The sequence below is a fragment of the Acidovorax sp. GW821-FHT10E04 genome (genome assembly GCF_059415185.1).
The window spans coordinates 400,785-418,678 of record NZ_JBWKMT010000003.1 but is presented as its reverse complement, the minus strand read 5'-3'; the positions used below and the strand labels follow the sequence as shown (position 1 = coordinate 418,678).

18 protein-coding genes are annotated in these 17,894 nt (G+C 70.5%); 7 read left to right on the top strand and 11 right to left on the bottom strand.

Annotation, left to right across the window (positions count from 1 at the left end):
• Nucleotides 1-6 precede the first annotated feature (6 nt).
• The 5 genes from AC07OC_RS11285 to AC07OC_RS11265 all read right to left on the bottom strand — a co-directional run bounded on the left by AC07OC_RS11285 (nucleotide 7) and on the right by AC07OC_RS11265 (nucleotide 5,481).
• Nucleotides 7-1,917 (bottom strand): B12-binding domain-containing radical SAM protein, encoded by a 1,911-nt coding sequence (locus AC07OC_RS11285; RefSeq protein ID WP_494601173.1) that lies wholly within the window; start codon nucleotides 1,915-1,917, stop codon nucleotides 7-9.
• A gap of 88 nt (nucleotides 1,918-2,005) precedes the next feature.
• A complete protein-coding gene (locus AC07OC_RS11280; protein ID WP_369640929.1) occupies nucleotides 2,006-3,061 on the bottom strand; it encodes a sensor domain-containing diguanylate cyclase in 1,056 nt (351 codons plus the stop codon).
• A 76-nt stretch (nucleotides 3,062-3,137) separates the two neighbouring features.
• Entirely contained in the window at nucleotides 3,138-3,689 is a 552-nt protein-coding gene (locus AC07OC_RS11275) for a gamma carbonic anhydrase family protein (protein ID WP_218296359.1), read from the bottom strand.
• A gap of 91 nt (nucleotides 3,690-3,780) precedes the next feature.
• The gene (locus AC07OC_RS11270; protein WP_218339335.1) at nucleotides 3,781-4,773 is read right to left on the bottom strand and encodes a glycerophosphodiester phosphodiesterase family protein; all 993 of its coding nucleotides are present in this window, start codon (nucleotides 4,771-4,773) and stop codon (nucleotides 3,781-3,783) included.
• 69 nt (nucleotides 4,774-4,842) lie between these two features.
• On the bottom strand, nucleotides 4,843-5,481 hold the full coding sequence (locus AC07OC_RS11265; RefSeq protein ID WP_218296357.1) for a TetR/AcrR family transcriptional regulator: 639 nt from the start codon (nucleotides 5,479-5,481) through the stop codon (nucleotides 4,843-4,845).
• Between the two features lie 129 nt (nucleotides 5,482-5,610).
• Here AC07OC_RS11265 and AC07OC_RS11260 point away from each other — a divergent pair, with 129 nt between their 5' ends.
• On the top strand, nucleotides 5,611-6,639 hold the full coding sequence (locus AC07OC_RS11260) for an MBL fold metallo-hydrolase (protein ID WP_494601431.1): 1,029 nt from the start codon (nucleotides 5,611-5,613) through the stop codon (nucleotides 6,637-6,639).
• Between the two features lie 33 nt (nucleotides 6,640-6,672).
• Here the strand turns inward: AC07OC_RS11260 and pdxR are convergent, their stop codons facing one another.
• Nucleotides 6,673-8,169 (bottom strand): MocR-like pyridoxine biosynthesis transcription factor PdxR, encoded by a 1,497-nt coding sequence (pdxR, locus tag AC07OC_RS11255; RefSeq protein WP_494601170.1) that lies wholly within the window; start codon nucleotides 8,167-8,169, stop codon nucleotides 6,673-6,675.
• 100 nt (nucleotides 8,170-8,269) lie between these two features.
• Here pdxR and AC07OC_RS11250 point away from each other — a divergent pair, with 100 nt between their 5' ends.
• Entirely contained in the window at nucleotides 8,270-8,755 is a 486-nt protein-coding gene (locus AC07OC_RS11250; protein ID WP_494601168.1) for an OsmC family protein, read from the top strand.
• Complete coding sequence (locus AC07OC_RS11245; protein WP_218339339.1) at nucleotides 8,752-9,390, top strand: FMN-binding negative transcriptional regulator; 639 nt, start codon at nucleotides 8,752-8,754, stop codon at nucleotides 9,388-9,390. The genes AC07OC_RS11250 and AC07OC_RS11245 overlap by 4 nt, the downstream gene beginning before the upstream one ends.
• A gap of 225 nt (nucleotides 9,391-9,615) precedes the next feature.
• Here the strand turns inward: AC07OC_RS11245 and AC07OC_RS11240 are convergent, their stop codons facing one another.
• The 5 genes from AC07OC_RS11240 to AC07OC_RS11220 form a co-directional block, all read right to left on the bottom strand.
• The gene (locus tag AC07OC_RS11240; RefSeq protein ID WP_492806726.1) at nucleotides 9,616-11,043 is read right to left on the bottom strand and encodes a homoserine dehydrogenase; all 1,428 of its coding nucleotides are present in this window, start codon (nucleotides 11,041-11,043) and stop codon (nucleotides 9,616-9,618) included.
• Nucleotides 11,044-11,176: 133 nt separating this feature from the next.
• The gene (locus tag AC07OC_RS11235) at nucleotides 11,177-11,305 is read right to left on the bottom strand and encodes a hypothetical protein (RefSeq protein WP_255590954.1); all 129 of its coding nucleotides are present in this window, start codon (nucleotides 11,303-11,305) and stop codon (nucleotides 11,177-11,179) included.
• 127 nt (nucleotides 11,306-11,432) lie between these two features.
• On the bottom strand, nucleotides 11,433-12,281 hold the full coding sequence (locus AC07OC_RS11230) for a DUF72 domain-containing protein (RefSeq protein WP_492806725.1): 849 nt from the start codon (nucleotides 12,279-12,281) through the stop codon (nucleotides 11,433-11,435).
• A 108-nt stretch (nucleotides 12,282-12,389) separates the two neighbouring features.
• The gene (locus AC07OC_RS11225) at nucleotides 12,390-13,712 is read right to left on the bottom strand and encodes an ATP-binding protein (RefSeq protein WP_492806724.1); all 1,323 of its coding nucleotides are present in this window, start codon (nucleotides 13,710-13,712) and stop codon (nucleotides 12,390-12,392) included.
• On the bottom strand, nucleotides 13,709-14,467 hold the full coding sequence (locus AC07OC_RS11220) for a response regulator (RefSeq protein ID WP_492806723.1): 759 nt from the start codon (nucleotides 14,465-14,467) through the stop codon (nucleotides 13,709-13,711). The genes AC07OC_RS11225 and AC07OC_RS11220 overlap by 4 nt, the downstream gene beginning before the upstream one ends.
• Before the next feature lie 179 nt (nucleotides 14,468-14,646).
• Between AC07OC_RS11220 and AC07OC_RS11215 the strand changes: the two genes are divergently transcribed.
• From AC07OC_RS11215 to AC07OC_RS11200, 4 genes are all read left to right on the top strand, one after another.
• Nucleotides 14,647-15,126 carry a DUF2147 domain-containing protein gene (locus tag AC07OC_RS11215; protein ID WP_218296349.1) on the top strand — a complete coding sequence of 160 codons (480 nt, stop codon included), beginning with the start codon at nucleotides 14,647-14,649 and terminating at the stop codon, nucleotides 15,124-15,126.
• Nucleotides 15,123-15,842, top strand: coding sequence for a cytochrome c biogenesis CcdA family protein (locus AC07OC_RS11210; RefSeq protein WP_218339344.1), 720 nt, complete (start codon nucleotides 15,123-15,125; stop codon nucleotides 15,840-15,842). The genes AC07OC_RS11215 and AC07OC_RS11210 overlap by 4 nt, the downstream gene beginning before the upstream one ends.
• Nucleotides 15,843-15,868: 26 nt before the next feature.
• A complete protein-coding gene (locus AC07OC_RS11205) occupies nucleotides 15,869-16,450 on the top strand; it encodes a thioredoxin family protein (RefSeq protein WP_218339345.1) in 582 nt (193 codons plus the stop codon).
• A 70-nt stretch (nucleotides 16,451-16,520) separates the two neighbouring features.
• Nucleotides 16,521-17,843, top strand: coding sequence for a serine hydrolase domain-containing protein (locus tag AC07OC_RS11200; protein ID WP_218339346.1), 1,323 nt, complete (start codon nucleotides 16,521-16,523; stop codon nucleotides 17,841-17,843).
• The last annotated feature ends 51 nt before the right edge of the window (nucleotides 17,844-17,894 follow it).

The following is a 17,894-nucleotide window of genomic DNA, read 5'->3' as shown; positions in this document are numbered from 1 at the left end:
ATATCCTCATCCTCGCTCGCGCAGCGCCCGCTCGATGCGGTCGCGCCGCACCGTGGTCTTGGGCACCTTGAACGGGAACCACGTGCGCACATCCTCTTCCAGGCCGATGCCGTGCATGTAGTTGTAGATGGCCTTCTTGAGCGCGCCGCCCAGCGCATCGTGGTCCACGCCCGTGGGGTCGATGAAGGCCACGTCGTTCTTGGCGAAGTCGCCCGGCGGCAGCGGCGCGAGGGTCACGCCGTACTCCTCGGGGTTCTTGCCCACGGGCGAGTGCACGGTGCAGGCAAAGCGGTGGAAGAACCCGCTCTGGATGCAGCCGTTGGCGAACAGCTGGCGCACGTATTCGAGCGCGTCCACCGTGTCCTGCACGGTCTGGGTGGGAAAGCCGTACATCAGGTACGCATGCACCAGGATGCCCGCGTCGGTGAAGGCCCGCGTCACGCGCGCCACCTGGTCCACCGACACGCCTTTTTTCATGAGGGTGAGCAGCCGGTCGGACGCGACTTCGAGCCCGCCCGAGATGGCGATGCAGCCGCTGTCGGCCATCAGCCCGGCCAGGTCGGGCGTGAAGGTTTTCTCGAACCGCACATTGCCCCACCAGCTGATGCCCGCGTTGCGCGCGATCAGCTCGGTGGCCAGTGCTTTCAGCGCCTTGGGGGGCGCGGCTTCGTCCACGAAGTGAAAGCCCGTCTGCCCCGTCTCGCGCACGATGGCCTCGATGCGGTCGGCCAGCACCTCGGCGCTCGCGCCCTCGTAGCGGCTGATGTAGTCCAGGCTCACGTCGCAGAAGCTGCACTTCTTCCAGTAGCAGCCGTGCGCCACCGTGAGCTTGTTCCAGCGCCCGTCGCTCCACAGCCGGTGCATGGGGTTGAGCATGTCCAGCAGCGACAGGTAGCGGTCCAGCGGCAGGCCGTCCCAGGTGGGCGTGCCCACCTCGGCGAAGGCCACGTCTGCTTCCATCATGTTGATGTACTGGACGGTGCCCTCGTCGTTGCGCACGAAGGTGCGCACCAGCCGCTGGCGGCCGCGTTCGCCGCGCACATGTTCGAGCAGCGCCAGCAGCGGGCGCTCGCCGGCGTCCAGCGTCACGTAGTCGACATGGTCGAACACGCGCGGGTCGGCCAGCTCGCGCAGTTCGGTGTTCACGAAGCCGCCGCCCAGCACCGTCACCACCTGCGGATGGCGCGCCTTGATGGTCTGCGCGATGCGGAACGCCGCGTACACGGAGCCCGGGAAAGGCACCGACAGCAGCACCACCGTGGGCTGGTGGCGTTCGATGGCCTCGTGCGTGAGCTGCGCCAGCAGGTCGTCCACCAGCGTGGGCGGTGCGGCCAGGGCCGTGGCCAGCGGGTCGAACGTGGGCTGGCTGCCCGCCAGCGATTCGGCATAGCGCACGAATTCGAAGCGCTCGTCCACCGCGTCGCGCAGCACATCGGCCAGGTCGTTCAGGTACAGCGTGGCCAGGTGCTTGGCCTTGTCGTGCAGGCCCAGGGCGCCGAACGCCCAGCCCAGCGGGTCGCCGCCTTCGTCGTCCACATACACATCCAGCGTGGCGAAGCGTGGGCCCTCGGGCAGGTAGTTGCGGCCCGCGATGCGGTGGGCCAGCGTGCTGTCGCGCCCCTGCAGGAAGGCAATGGCCGGGCCGATGGTGGCCAGGTAGCGGTCCTGCTGCGCGGCAAAGGACTGCACGGCGGGGCTTTGTTTCTTGGCGGGCAGCGCGTCCACCTTGGCGGCCACGGCCCTCAGGCCCTCGGGCGAGAGCAGCCGCAGCACGAGCGCCAGCGCCAGGTCCTCCTGGAACGCGAGGACGCCGCGCGAGCGCAGGAAGCCCGTGAGGTAGGCGGTGGACGGATAGGGCGTGTTCAGCTGCGTCATCGGGGGGATGACGGCGAGCACGCGGCACGGGGAAGAGGCCATGGAGCGTGGGGGTGGTGACCGCCGATTATCCCGGCACCGCGATGGTGTCCCTGGCGGTGTGGCTACTGCGGCGGCGGCGCGGGCCGGCTCAGCGGCGGGTGGGCAGCCCGCCGCGCGCCTGTGCCAGCGCGTCCTGGGCCTGCCGGCGCGCGCGCTTGACCTGGTACATCATCTGGTCGGCCACGCGCAGGGCGTCCTCGGCCCTGCAGGTCTGGTCCGGCGCCATGGTGACCGCGCCCACGCTGGCGCCGGCGTAGTCCAGCGATGCGCCCGGCAGGTCGAAGCGGCCCTGCGTGGCCTGGGCGATGCGCAGGCTCAGCGCATCCTGCGCGGTGTGCAGGGCGTCGCCGGCGTGTGCGCTCAGGCTGATCACCACGAACTCGTCGCCGCCCAGGCGCGCGGCCAGGTCCTCGGCGCGCAGCACGCCCCGCAGGCGCTGCGCGACGGCCACGAGGAACTGGTCGCCCACCTCGTGGCCGTGGGTGTCGTTGATGGCCTTGAAGCCGTCGAGGTCGATGAACGCGATCTGCACGCCCATCTGCCGGCGCCGGCCCTGCGCCAGCATCCGTTCCAGCGCCTCCATGAGCGCGCGGCGGTTGGGCAGCCCCGTGAGCTGGTCGGTGGCGGCCACGGCGGCCAGCTGTTCGTTGGCGGCCAGCAGTTTGTGGATGAGCTGCTCGCGCTCCACCTGCTGGCCGATGAGATAGGCGAACAGCGTGAGGATGCGTTCGGCCTCGGGCGTGCGCGGGCGGGCGTGGGTGCTGGCCGCGCACAGCGTGCCGTACAGCGCGCCGTTGCCGACGCGCACGGGCTGGCTCGCGTAGGTGCGGATGCCCAGGCCGCGCGCGGCCTGCGAATCGCCCCAGCAGGCGGGAACGTCGTCGGTGAAGGTGCGGCCCTCTTCCAGCGCGCGCTTGCACAGCGTGTCGTTCCAGGGCACGACCAGGCCCTCGGGGATCTGCATGGCGCTGGAGTTGCGCGCGTACAGCACGTGCTGCACGCCCTGTGCCTCGTCGATGGCGGTGAGGTAGGTGGACTCCAGCCCCGTCACCGCCTCCAGCATTTCCAGAAGCGGCCGCGTCAGCTCTTCGACGGAGTGGGCCGTGGAGACCGACTGGGACAGTTGCTCAAGAAGTTCACTCATAGACAAACATGGCTCGAATAGTGATGCGATACGCGCCGCCCGCGCGCCCTGGGGCCTGCCGGACTTCCGGACCGGATCAGGCTGCAGGCTCCGTCAGCGGCGGGGCCTGGTAGTTGTTCTTCACCCGCACGTAGTGTTCGGCCGAGTAGCGCAGGTACGCCATCTCCGCGTCCGTCAGCGCGCGCTGGCGCACCGCCGGGCGGCCCATGTAGAGGTAGCCGCTTTCCAGCACCTTGCCGGGCGAGACCAGGCTGCCCGCGCCCAGCATCACGCGGTCGCCCACCACGGCGTCGTCCATCACGATCGAGCCCATGCCGATCAGGCATTCGTCGCCGATGCGGCAGCCGTGCAGGATCACCGAGTGGCCGATGGTCACATGGCTGCCGATGAGGAGCGGCGAGCCCTCGGGCTTGCTGGCGTTGCGGTGCGAGACATGGCCCATGGCCAGGTCCTGCACGTTGCTGCACTCCCCCACCACGATGCGGTTCACGTCGCCGCGCAGCACGGCGTTGCACCACACCGAGGCGTCGCGGCCCAGGGTCACGTCGCCGATCACCTGGGCGGAGTCGTGGATGAAGACGCCGCTGCCCAGGCACGGGGCGGTATCGAGGTAGGGGGCAAGGGGCATGGGGTGGGAAGGAATGAGGGTGGTGGTGAAGAGAAAGAAGCCGGAATGCGCCGGGGCGCACGCAGCCGCCAAGCGTAGCGCCAAGCGGGGCTCAGCGCCGGAAGACGGGCCCGATGACCTCGATCTTGTTGGTCCAGACATAGCCCGCGAAGCCCCGGGGCACCTGGGCCAGCTGCGCGGGCGTGTCGATGCCCGAGGTGCCGGCGTCGCCCGCGCCGTAGGGGCCCAGCAGGATGATCTCGCTGCCCGCCTGCTGAAGCCGCTGCTGCAGCAGGTTCGGCCAGCCCCAGAGCCAGGGCGCGACGTTCAGAGGCACCATCACGGTGGTCTGGCGGCAGGCCTCGGGCACGATGCCGGCCCAGCCCAGGGCGATGTAGCGGCCCAGGCACTGCGCCAGCCCCTGGCGCGACCAGGTCCTGACGGGTGCCCCGCCCTGGGCCGCGAGCGCCCCGACGGCGCGCAGGGTGGGCTCGTCGCCCCCGTACGCGCCCCAGATGGCCTGCCGCCAGGCGGGCTGTCCGGCCACCAGCGCGGCGAGCATGTCGCCCTCGCGCGCCTCCCGGCTCTTGAAATTGACGAGAAAGCGCTGGCCGGGCATGGCCGTGAAGACCTCGGAGAGCTCGGGCATCAGCCCCACGCCCTTGCCGCGCAGGGGGTAGGTCCGGCCCCCGTCGGCGGTGTAGCCGTAGCCCACATCCAGCGTGCGCAGGTAGGACATCGCGTGGCTGCGCGTGGTGCCCCGGCCTTCGGTGCGGCAGTCCAGCGTCCAGTCGTGCAGCACGGCCAGGCGGCCGTCGGTGGTGGGGTGCACGTCCAGCTCCACGATGTCCGCGCCATGGGCGAATGCCGCCTGCATGGAGCGCACCGTGTTCTCGATGTAGTCGTGCGTGGGCGGCTCGATGCGCCGGGCGGTGCAGGTGTCCCGCTCCAGCCCCTCGCGGTGGTAGGTCTGGTGCACGCCCCGGTGCGCGATCAGGCGCGCTTTGGCGCCTTCGGGCGGCGCTGCGCGCCAGGAGGCGTTGAAAACCCAGACCGCCGCGGTGGCGATGCCCAGGCCGATGAGGAGGGAGTGGCGTTTGCGCATGGGAGGCGTGCCCGGGGAGGGGCTGGCGGTCGTGCGGCGAGCATTTTGCCCGGGCCGGGGTTCCCCGGCCTACGGCGCGCCGACCGCGTAGAACCCGAGGAACATCTCCACCGCATCGGCCAGCACCTGCTGCTGCACGGCAGGCGCCAGCGGCGGCTGACCCATGGCCAGCTGGGGCCAGAAGGCAAAGGACTTGACCATGCCGTGCAGCTGGTGGGCCGCGTACTGCGGGTCCACCCCCGCGCGCAGGGCGCCGTCCTGCTGGGCCGCGCGGATCCAGCGCGGCAGGCCTTCTTCCTTTTCGGACAGGCGCGCCACCATGGCCTGGGCGCGCTCGGGCGTGTGCATCATCTCGGCCATCGCCACGCGCGAGAGGTCGATGAAGCTCGCGTCGTTCAGCAGCTCCATCTTCTGCTCCAGCACCGCGAGCAGCTGCGCGCGCAGCGGTCGCCCCGCGTCATAGGCCACGTCGGGCAACGAATGGCTGCGCTCCCACAGGTGGTCCAGGATGGCGCCGAACAGCTCGTCCTTGCTGGGAAAGTGGTTGTACACCGTGCGCTTGGACACCTCGGCCGCCGCGGCCACGCGGTCCATGCTGGTGCCGTTGAAGCCATGTTCGCGGAATTCGCCGATGGCGGCCTGCACGATGGCCTCGCGCTTGCGGTCGGTCAGGCGGGTGGGGGCGATCACGGTGGCGGGCTCGGTCATTCCCCTATTTTACACCGGGTAGTTTACTTTTTTGAAAAGTGAACTACACTGTGCAGTGCACTTTTCGGAAAAGCATCCATGCTCCGCCGCACGCCCCGAATCCTTCTCATCCTCACCGTTGTCACCGCCATGGCCTACAGCATCCTTTCCTGCACCTCCTTGCCGGCAAGCTCCCATGAGCAGTCGCCCCAGCACGTCGATGGCAAGTTCCGCAACGCGGCGCCGCGCCAGGCCCCGGGTTTTGCCAAGACCCTGGGCATCATGTGGCGCTTCATGACGGACAAGCCCGCCGACGCGGTGCCGGCCCAGCCGCCCCAGGTGCTGCCGCTCACGCAGGCCGACCTGCTGGGCGCCCCCGACCTGAGCCTGTGGCGCCTGGGCCACTCGACCATGCTGCTCAAGCTGCAGGGCCAGTTCTGGCTGACCGATCCGGTGTTCTCCGAACGCGCCTCGCCGTTTTCCTTCATGGGCCCCAAGCGCTTCCATGCGCCGCCCATCGCCATCGACGAGCTGCCGCCCATCACCGGCGTGGTGCTCTCGCACGACCACTACGACCACCTGGACTTCGATGCCATCCGGCAGCTCGCCCCCAAGGTGGCGCATTTCGTCACGCCGCTGGGCGTGGGCGACCGCCTTGTCGCCTGGGGCGTGCCCGCCGCCAAGGTGCTGCAGTTCGACTGGTGGCAGGGCACCACCATCGCCGGCGTGAAGCTGGTGGCCACGCCCGCACAGCACTTCTCGGGCCGCAGCCTGTCGGACGGCAACCGCACGCTGTGGGCGTCGTGGGTGCTGGTGGCGGGGGACACGCGCATCTTCTTCAGCGGCGACACGGGCTACTTCGACGGCTTCAAGGCCATCGGCGAGCGCTTCGGCCCGTTCGACCTGACGATGGTGGAAACCGGCGCCTACGACGCCCAGTGGCCCGACGTGCACATGCAGCCCGAGGAAAGCCTGCAGGCCCACCTGGACGTGAAGGGCCGCCACCTGATGCCCATCCACAACGGCACGTTCGACCTGGCGCTGCACGCGTGGACGGACCCGTTCGACCGCATCACCGCCCTGGCCGGGAAAGCCGGCGTGCCGCTGGTGGCGCCGGTGATGGGCGAGCGGCTGGACATCCGGCAGCCCGCGCTCTCGCAGCAATGGTGGAAAAGGTAGGGGGATACCGCCAGCGCGGCGGTCGCTCGCCGGTCAGAGCCCCTTGCGGTGACTTCTGGAAGCTAACCGCGCCACTACCCGCGCGGCGGCCACGATCTCGGGCTCGCCGTAGCCCGCGTAGCCAAACAGCCAGCCTCTACGGTTCGATTCCATCGCATAGCGCGACAAGGGTGCCAGCATCACCCCGGCGGCGAGTGCGCTGCGGCTCAAGGCCTCGTCGTTGCTGCCGGGCGCGCATTCCAGCAGCAGGTGCATGCCCCGGTCGCTGGGCGCCAGCTGCAGCGCGCCGCCGCTGGCCTGGGCCAGCGCGTCGATCAGCACCTGCTGGCGCTCCTGGTACAGCTCGCGCATCTGCCGCAGGTGGCGCAGCAGGTGGCCTTCGGCGATGAAGCGCGCCAGCACCGCCTGGGCGTCGCCCGGCGCGTGCCGGTCGGTGATGGCGCGGGCCACGGCAAAGGCTTCCACCAGCGCGGGTGGCACGACCACGAAGCCCAGGCGCAGGCCGGGGTGCAGGGTCTTGGAGAACGTGCCCACGTACAGCACGCGCTCCGAGCCCGGCAGGCTGCACAGGGCGGGCACGCGCTGGGCCTTGCCGTCGTGCTTGCCGTACTGGAATTCACCGTCGTAGTCGTCCTCCACCACCCAGGCGTCGTGCGTGCGCGCCCACTGCAGCAGGGCCTGGCGCCGCGCCAGTGGCATGCACACCCCGGTGGGGAACTGGTGCGTGGGCGTGACCACGGCCATGCGCGCGCCGGGCCACTGCGCGGCGCCTTCGGCGATGCGCAGGCCCTGCGCATCCAGCGCTACCGGCCGCGCCAGCACGCCGTGGCCCAGCAGGCTGGCGCGGATGCCGGGGTAGCCCGGGTCTTCCACCAGCACCTCGTCGCCCGCGTCCAGCAGCAGCCGCGCGATCAGATCGATGCCCTGCTGCGAGCCCGAGCACACCACCACCTGCGCCGCATCGCAGCGGATGCCGCGCGACGCCCACAGCCACAGCGCGATGGCCTGGCGCAGCTGGGGGTCGCCCGCAGGGTCCAGGTACTGCGCGCGGGCGCTGCGCTGGCCGGGGCTGGCCTGGCGCGCCAGGCGGTCCCACAGCGCGAACGGAAAGGTGTCCACCTCGGGCGCGCCGATGCGAAATGCCCGCGCCGCCACATGCGGAGGCCGCCAGCGCGCGGCCGTCTCGGCAATGAGCTGCCCGCGCTTCGACAGCCCGCGCGGCGGCGCCACCAGGCCCTGCGCGGGCGCCACGCCCGCGGCCTGCGACACGTAGGTGCCGTCGCCCACGCGCGCCTCCACATACCCTTCGGCCTGCAGGCGCTGCACGGCCCAGAGCACCGTGTTGCGCGACACGCCCAGGCCCGCCGCGTGCTCGCGCGACGGCGGCAGGCGCGTGCCCGCGGGCAGGCGGCCGTGCTCGATGGCGCCGCGCAACTGCTCATAGACCTGCTGGCGCAGCAGGCCCTGGCGCGGGCCCGGAGCACCCGTGGCGGCGGCGACGGTCTTCGAATTGGCTCTGGCAACCGGCATGAATTGGCCCCTTCGTTGTGGCAATGCAGCCATAAACTGAAGAACCATTTTAGAAACCATCCGGGTCGCCTGCGAGGCCCGGTCCCCCAAGAAAGATCCTATGGCCGAGCACACCGCCACCATCGCCTGGTCCCGTGGCAGCGACGACTTTCTGGACAAGCGCTACCACCGCGCGCACACCTGGCAATTCGATGGCGGCGCCGTGGTGGCCGGGTCGTCGTCGCCGCATGTGGTGCCGCTGCCCTACTCCGACGCTTCGGCCGTGGACCCCGAAGAAGCCTACGTGGCCGCGCTGTCGAGCTGCCACATGCTGTGGTTCCTGGACTTCGCCTGCCGCGCCGGATGGCGCGTGGACAGCTACACCGATGCCGCCGTGGGCACCATGGCCAAGGATGCCGAAGGCCGCCTGGTGGTTGCGCACGTGCAGCTGCGGCCCGTGACGCGCTTCGACGCGGCGCACGCGCCCAGCAGCGCGGTGCTGGCCGACCTGCACCACCAGGCGCACGCGGCGTGCTTTTTGGCCAACTCGGTCAAGACGCCGATCGACTGCGCGCCCGTGCTGGACGTGGAAGGACCACTGACATGACCATTGCCAACCGCCAGTTCCAGGTGACCGACCGAGCCGTTCTGCACGGCCTGGTGCGGGACCAGCCCCTGGCCACCCTGGTCGTCTCGCACGAGGGCGCCCTGCACGTCAACCACGTGCCGCTGTACCTGGACCCCACGCGCGGCCCACACGGCACGCTGGTGGGCCACGTGGGCCGCGGCAACGGCGTGTGGCCGCTGCTGCCGCAGCAGGCGGTGGCCGTGTTCCATGGCCCGCAGGCCTACGTGTCGCCGTCGTGGTACCCGTCCAAGGCCGTCGATGGCAAACAGGTGCCCACCTGGAACTACGCCACGGTGCACGCCCACGGCACGCTCAGCGCGGTGGACGGCGACCCCGAGCGCCTGCGCGCGATCCTGCACACGCTGACCGAGGCCCACGAGGCGCACCGCCCGCACCCCTGGCACGTGGACGATGCGCCCGCCGACTACCTGCACAAGCTGCTGGGCGCCATCGTGGGCGTGGAGCTGGCGGTGGAACGCTGGGAAGGCGTCTGGAAGGTGAGCCAGAACCGCACGGACACGGACCGCGCCGGCGTCGTCGAGGGGCTGACGGCGCAAGGCACGCCGCAAGCGCTGGCCATGGCGGCGCTGGTGGAACGAGGGCCGGGCATCTAGCCAGTGATTGCTGCGATATTCATAGCTTGAAGCGCTTGATAGTAGGACGACAGAGCCTGTTTGGACCTTTAAAACCGCAGCATCAACCCGTACCGGTCGGGCTGCGCCTGTCGCAGCCATGCGCCGCGTTTCGACAGGCTCAGCGTGAACGGTGCTGGTGAGTGCCGAGTGGTGGTGGCACGACGTGGCGTGCGGCCAGACACCGCCCATGGCAACCCTTCAGCATCAGCCCTCCAGCATCTCCACGCGCAGCGACACCACCGGCCCGGCCACGGCGGGGTGCGCGGCCAGCGCGTGCATGGCCAGGTCCACCGTGGACTGGGCCGCCACGTCGGTGAGCACCAGCACCTGGGGATGGCCGGCGCTGGATGCCGCCTTGTCGGCCTGCAGTGTTTTTTCGGCCGCCAGCTCCACGCGCAGCACCGGCACGTGCTGCGCCGCCAGCCAGGCGCCCACGGCCTCGATCTGCTGGGCCGTGTGCACGGGCACCCGCAGGTAGTGGCGCGTGCGCACGGCGGCGCGCGGCAGCACGGCCTGGTCGTTGCTGATGGCGCTGGCATGAAAGCCCAGGTGCGGCACCCGCTGCGCCGCGTGGGTGCCATGAAGCCGCGCCACGTCCACCAGGTCGGCGATCACGGCCGACGCGGTCTGCTCGGAGCCCGCGCCCGCGCCGTAGTACATCGTCACGCCCGACGCATCGCCCTTGACCATGATGCCGTTCATCGAGCCATTGACATGCGCCAGCAGGTGCGTGGCGGGCACCAGCGCGGGCTGCACGCGCAGCTCCACGCCGTCGGCACCATCGCCGTTGACTCCATTGCCGTGCTCGCGGCGCCGCGCCACCCCCAGCAGCTTGATGCGAAAGCCCAGCTGCTCCGCGCAGGCCACGTCCAGGCCCTGCAGCGCGGTGATGCCCTCCACCTGCGCGTCGGCGAACCGCAGCGGCATGCCGAACGCATTGGCGGCCAGCAGCGTGATCTTGTGCGCGGCGTCGATGCCCTCGATGTCGAAGGTCGGGTCCGCTTCGGCGTAGCCCAGCGCCTGCGCCTGGGCGAGCGCCTCGGCAAAGCCCACGCCCTCGTCGCGCATCTTGCTCAGGATGAAGTTGGTGGTGCCGTTGATGATGCCGGCCACCCATTCGATACGGTTGGCCGTGAGGCCCTCGCGCAGCGCTTTCACGATGGGGATGCTCACGGCCACCGCGCCTTCGTACGCCACGGCCACGCCGTGCTGGCGCGCGGCGGCGAAGATCTCGTTGCCATGCTCGGCCAGCAGCGCCTTGTTGGCCGTGACCACATGCTTGCCCGCGCGGATGGCGGCCAGCACCCATTCACGCGCCGGGCCGGTGCCGCCGGCGGCCTCCACCAGCACGTCCACATCGGGGTGCGTGGCGACCTGCATGGGGTCGTTGGTCAGGGCCACGTCCTTGCCCACCACGCTCATGGCGCGGGCCAGGCTGCGGGCGCAGACCACCACCATCTTGATGCCCCGCCCCGCGCGGCCCGCGATGAGCGCCTGGTTGCGCGCCAGCACGCGGAAGGTGCCCGCGCCCACGGTGCCAATGCCGATCATGCCCACGCGCAGGGGGCGCATGGCCGCGGCGGAAGGCTCGAACGACGGGGCTTCTAGGGACTGGACGGGATCGCGGAACATGGGCTTCTCCAAACGACTGCAAAACAAACAAACAAAAAAACCCAGCTGCCAGAGCTGGGTTTCAGTCAATTCGTCTTGGGGGAGAAGAGAGAGCGATCACCAGGTGGCTGCCGAAACGGCCACCTGCGCGTGCTCAGGTGGCCGCGGTGGTAATGGTGGTAATCATTCGTGCACCCATCGCCCGCGTGAATGCGGACAGCATCATGCACATGCCCTGGAAGGCCGTGGCGCGTGCGGTGAAGGGGATGGCGGTGTACGACATGAAGGATGCAGTGTACCCGAGGCCCTTGGGCCGCCGTCAAGCCCATGCCGCGCCTGGTGCCGCGGGCAGGCGTCCGGGCAGCCCGCGACAGGGTGATTTTGCTATTGAATCAATAGCTTTTGGCGCTTCATGGATAAGCGCCAGGCGCCGATTTCTTTCTCATCGCCATCTCGCCAGCACCTGCGGCCTGCGCCCGCAGTCCCAGCTGCGCCATCAGCTCCATCGCGCCGGCCGGGGCCCGCTCCTTCGCGCCGTTGATGAAATACACGAACACATCGCGCGGCCGTTCGCCGCGGGTCCAGGCGCGCACGCCCTCGGCCCATTGCGCAATCGCCTCGGGCGTGTAGCCGGTGGGCACGTCGGCCTGGCTGCGCATCAGCCGCAGGTAGGCGAAGTCCGCCTCGGCATCGGCGATGGCCGGGAATTTCTCGGAATCGGTGTGCACCGGCACGCAGCCGTACCGGCGGGCCAGCGCGATGAAGGCCGGGGTGGCAAAGCTCTCGTGCCGCACGTCGAGCACATGGCGCAGGCGGCGGCCATCGACCTGTTGGGGCAGCAGCGCGAGGAAGGCCTCGAAGTCCCCCGGCTCGAACACCTTGGTGGGCATGAACTGCCAGACGATGGGGCCGAGCTTGTCCTTCAGTTCCGAGATGCCGCTTTCCACAAACCGCATGACCGAGTCGCCCGCCTGCGCCAGCACGCGGCGGTTCGTCGCGAAGCGGTTGGCCTTGAGCGAGAACATGAAGCCCTCGGGCGTCTCGCCGTGCCACTTGGCAAACGTGGGCGGCTTGAAGGTGCTGTAGTAGGTGCCGTTGACCTCGATGGCGCTGAGCTGGCGGCTGGCGTACTGCAGCTCCTTGCTGTGCGCGAGGCCCGCGGGGTAGAAGTTGTCGCACCAGGGCTCGAAGGTCCAGCCGCCGATGCCGATGCGGATGTGCTGGCTGCGGGTGCTACTGCTGTTTGCGGTGGTTTCCACGGCGTTCCCTGTCTGACAGTCCACGGGGTGGCCACTTTAGCAGCGCGACCGAGGCTGCGGCAACGCCCCGGACCGCCCGACGCCGCAGGGGCATACGGTGCGCCTGACTTATGCGGAGGTTTCCCGCGACCCCGGCACTTCCACGCGCGCCTCCAGCCCCGCACCATCCTCGCGCGGCCCCAGCACCAGCCGGCCGCCCAGCGCCTGGGCCAGTTCGTTCGCAATGGCCAGGCCCAGCCCCGTGCCGCCGGTGCCGCGGTTGCGCGAGTCTTCCAGCCGCACGTAGGGCTGCAGCACGGCGGCCAGTTCGGCGGCCGGGATGCCCGGCCCCCGGTCCAGCACCCGCACCAGCCATGGGCCCTGGTGCCCGGCCTCCAGGCTCAGCTCGGCCGCGCCGGCGAACTTGAGCGCGTTGTCCACCAGGTTGCATACCAGCCGGCGCAGGGCCTGCGGGCGCGTGTCGCAGGTGCCCTCTGCGGCGTGCAGCAGCGTCACGGGCAGGCCCGCATCGGCGTAGTCGAATGCAATGCTCTGCAGCAGCGCGCGCAGGTCCACGCGCTGCAGGGGCTCCCGGGCGGCCTGGGACGAGCGCGCGTAGGCAATGCCTTCTTCCACCAGCGACTGCATCTCGGCCAGGTCCGCGTGCAGCTTGCCCTGCAGCGCGGTATCGTCCAGCAGGTCGGCGCGCAGGCGCAGGCGGGTGATGGGCGTCTGCAGGTCGTGCGAGACGGCGGCCAGGATGCGCATACGCTCCTCCAGGTGCGCCTGGATGCGCTGCTGCATGCGGTTGAAGGCCTGGGCGGCGCGCTGCACTTCGCGCGGGCCGTCCTCGGCCAGGGGCACGGCGGGGCGGTCGGCACCCAGCGCGTCGGCCGCGTCGGCCAGCGTGCGCAGGGGCCGCGTGGCCGCGCGCACGGCCCAGGCGCACAGGCCCGCCAGCAGCGCCAGCTGCAGCGCCAGCGCGCCCAGCACCCAGGGCGAGACCTGCAGCCGGGGCTCGTCCATGTCCACGGCCAGCGGCGTGCCGTCGCTCAACTGGAGCTGCAGGCGCAGCTCGGTGCCGGGCACGCGGGGGTCGATCACCCGCACCGTCTGGCCGGGGGGCAGCGTGGCGCCCACGGCGCCCGCGATCAGGCGGGCCAGGTCGGACGGGTCCTCGGGCGCATCCAGCGGCGCGGTCAGCGCGAACCGGTAGTTGCGGCGCGCCAGCCGGTCCACCCACTGCGCGCGCTCTGCGGCCGGCAGGCGCTCCAGCATGGCCACGGAGCTGGCCACGTCGCTCGCCAGGTACGACACCATGGCGCGGCGCATGGTCATGCCGCGCTCGGTGAGCGCGAGCACGAAGGTCAGCGCATGCGCCAGCGCCAGGCCCAGCGCCAGCACCAGCAGGATGCGCCCGAACAGCGAGCGGGGCCACCCGCGCAGCGTCATGCGGCGGCCTCGTTGGAGGTTGCCGTGGGCAACACGTCGGCGCAGAACACATAGCCCTCGTTGCGCACTGTCTTGATGTAGCGCGAGCCCCGGGCACCATCCCCGAGCCGCTGGCGCACGCGGCTGACCAAGAGGTCGATGGAGCGGTCGAACACATCGGCGTCGCGCCCCTGCGTGAGCTGCAGCAGCTGGTCGCGCGTGAGGATGCGCTGCGGGTGGTCCAGCAGCACGCGCAGCAGCCGGTATTCGGCGCCCGACAGCGCCACCACCGCGCCCGTGGCATCGAGCAGGTGGCGCGCCGTGGTGTCCAGCCGCCAGTCGCCGAACGCCAGCTGCCGCGCGGGCTCGGCCGCCGCCAGGTTGGGCGGCAGCATGCGTGTGCGCCGCAGCACGGCGTGGATGCGCGCCAGCAGCTCGCGCGCGGCGAAGGGCTTGGTCAGGTAGTCGTCCGCGCCCAGCTCCAGGCCCAGGATGCGGTCGGCCTCGTCGCTGCGCGCGGTGAGCATGATGATGGGCAGCGGCGGCGCGCCGGGGCTGCGCAGCTCGCGGCACAGCGTGATGCCGTCGGTGCCGGGCAGCATCAGGTCCAGCACCAAGAGGTCGATGCGCTGCGTGGCCAGCACCTCGCGCATCTGCCGCCCATCGGCCGCCACGCTCACCTGCAGGCCCTGGCGTTGCAGGTATTCGGCCGCCAGCTCGCGGATGCCGGCGTCGTCATCGACGATCAGGACGTGGTCTTCGGTGGGCGTGCTCATGGGCCGTGATTCTCCGGGGTTTGCCCTGCGCGTGGCGGCGGCGCGGCGGGCCGTATGTATCTGAACTTGTCTGGCGGCGCTGCGGACACGCACGCATACCAAAAGGCCTTGCCAGGAAATATCACCGATACGTCCGCTGGCTTCAATGCAGTCTTCCTGAACTTCACGAGGACCGTGCCATGAAGATGAACCCCTGGACAACCACCACGGCCGGGCTGCTGGCCCTGTGCCTGGCCCAATCCGCTGGCGCCCAGCAATCCCTGGCCGCCGCGCCTGCCAAGGCCCCGCTGGGCCGCTGGATCACCGAAAGCGGCAACCTGGAGGTGGACATTGCGCCCTGCGCCGGCGAGACCCTGTGCGGCAAGGTGGTGCGCGTGCTGGGCAACCGCTCCATGAGCGCGCCGGGTACCGAGATGGCGGCGGCCGACGCGCGGCCCGCGCTGGGCATGACCCTGCTGTCGGGCCTGCGCCCCAGCGATGGCGGCAACACCGAATACCAGGGCGAGATCTACAACCGCGAGAACGCCAAGACCTACCGCGCCACCCTCACCCCCGCCGAGCCGGACCAGCTGCTGGTGCGCGCCTACGTGGGCATCCCGCTCTTTGGCAAGACGCAGGTGTGGCGCCGCCCGGGCGCAGAGCACGGGGGCGTGCAATGACCATGGCCGCCACCTCGCCCTGGCTGGCCGTGGCCGCCGGCATGCTCACCGTGGGCGCGCCCTGCGTGCTGCCCATGCTGCCGGTGGTGCTGGGCGCGTCGGTCGCGGGTGGCACGGCGCGGCGCACGCGTCCGCTGTTCATCGCGCTGGGCTTTGCGCTCTCGTTCGCGGCCGTGGCGCTGCTGTTCAGCAGCTTCGCGCAGGTGCTGGGCGTGTCGCCCGGGGGCTTGCGCCGGTTCGCCGCCGTGATGCTGCTGGTGTTTGGCGTGCTCACGGTGTGGCCCCGGTCCTTCCAGTGGCTCAGCCAACAGGCGGGTGGCGTGCTCAACCGCGTGGCCAGCCTGGGGCTGGGCTCATCGGCCGGCAACTGGGGCGGGCTGCTGCTGGGCCTGAGCCTGGGCGCGGTGTGGACGCCCTGCGCCGGGCCGGTGCTGGCCTCCATCCTCACGCTCATCGCCACCGAGCCGCCCGGGGTCAGCACGGCGGTGCTGCTGCTCGCGTATTCCACCGGCGCCGCAGTGCCCATGCTGGCCATTGCCTACGGTGGCCAGGCAGCGGCCGGCCATGTGCGCCGCATCTCGCGCCATGCGCACCGCGTGCAGCAGGCCTTTGGCGTGGTGGTCATCGCCGTGGCGCTGGCCATGCTGCTGGAGGTGGATGGGCAGGTCACCGCCTGGCTGTCGCAGTTCTATCCCTCGGGTTCTGGCGGGCTGTAAGCGGCCCGCAGCAAGGAGTTTTCACCATGACATCGCGCCTTTCTTCACCATTCTCTTTTCAACGCCGCACATTCCTGGCGTCCGCAGCTTCTGTAGCCGCAGCGGTGGCGGCACCCGCCCTCACCCACGCAGCGGGGCCCGCCATCCAGGCCGCCACGCTGCCCGACTTTGGCGCGGCGCCCGAGTTCACCGGCATCGAGCGCTGGCTCAACTCCGAACCCCTCACCCTGGCCCAGCTGCGCGGCCGCGTGGTGCTGGTGGACTTCTGGACGTATGCGTGCATCAACTGCATCCGCACCCTCCCCCACGTGAACCGCTGGGCCGAGCTGTACACGCCCCAGGGCCTCACGGTGGTGGGCGTGCACACGCCGGAGTTTCCGTTCGAGCGCACCACCAGCAACGTCGAGGTGGCCATGCGCCGCCACGGCGTGAAGCACCCCGTGGCGCAAGACAACCGCTACGGCACCTGGAAGGCCTACAGCAACCAGTACTGGCCCGCGGCCTACCTCATCGATGCGCAGGGACACATTCGCTACAAGCACTTTGGCGAAGGCGAGTACGACCGCACCGAGGCCGTGATCCGCGCGCTGCTGGCGGCGCGGGGATAGCCCGCCCGCCCCTTCCTGTTCCGTCGTTTCTCTGCCCGATCCCACCCACCTTTTGCAGGACTTTCGCACCATGCCGTTCCCCCGCCTCCAATTTGCCCTGGTCACGCTCGCCGCTGCCGCAGCAGCCCTGTGCATGGCCTCCGCCAGCCATGCGCAGGCACCGCAACTGCCACCACCCGACGCCACCCACCCCGCCACGCTGCAGCTGATGCAGGGCTTTCCGCCGCCGCCCGACAAGATCGTGCGCCTGGCCAACATCCTCAAGTACCCCAACGTGCGCTGGGCCGCGCACCACCTGCGCGAGCTGGGGCCCACGGCGTCCGTGTGGCGCGGTGCCGGGGCGCCCAGCGCGCTGGCCGCCGCATCCCGAGCGCTGGACGACGCGCTGCCCGTGCCCGACGGCAAGGGCGGCACCACCACGCTGGCCGACTGGCAAAAGGCCACCTACACCGACGGCCTGCTGGTGCTGCACCGGGGCCAGGTGGTGTACGAGCGCCACCACACCGGCATGCAACCGCACCAGCCGCATGTGCTGTGGTCCATGAGCAAATCGCTCACCGGCCTGCTGGTGACCGAGCTCATCCAGGAAGGCGTGATCGACCCGAAAGCACCGATCCCCCGCTACCTGCCCGAGCTGGCCACCAGCGCCTGGACCGATGCCACCGTGCAGCAGACGCTGGACATGACCACCGGCGTGCAATACGCCGAGAACTTTGCCGACCCTGCGTCCGGCGTCTTCCATTACCTGGCCGCCGCAGGCCTGCAGCCCGCGCCGCCCGGCAGCAGCGCCGCCAAAAGCATGGCCGAGTTCCTGCCCACGCTGAAGAAGGAGGGCGAGCACGGCGCCGCGTTCGCGTACAAGTCGGTGGACACGGAAGTGCTGGGCTGGCTGCTGCAGCGCGTCACCGGCAAGAGCTACGCCACGCTGCTGTCCGAGCGCATCTGGTCGCGCCTGGGCGCGCAGGAGGATGCCTATGTGTTTGCAGACGCCAACGGCGGCCAGTCCACCAGCGTGGGCGTGAACGCCACGCTGCGCGACCTGGGCCGCCTGGGCGAAATGCTGCGCGCCAACGGCCGCTACAACGGCCAGCAGATCATCTCGCCCGCCACGATCGCCGAGCTGCGCAAGGGCGCCGACCCCGCGAAATTCAGCAAGGCCCCCGGCACCGCCATGCGCGCGGGCTACTCGTACCACAACCAGTGGTGGGTGCCGCACGATGCGGACGGTACGCTGGAGGCCAAGGGCCTGATGGGCCAGCACATCCACATCAACCCGGCGGCGGAGCTGGTGGTGGTGAAGCTGTCCACACACCCGGTGCCCAACACCGCCTTCACGCATGCGGCGGACCGGCAGGCGTTTGCCGCGCTGGCCGCGGCGGCGCGGGGGCGCTGAGGGGCAGGCGGACAAAAAGAAGACCGTGCCGGGGCGCGGTGTCCTGGCCCG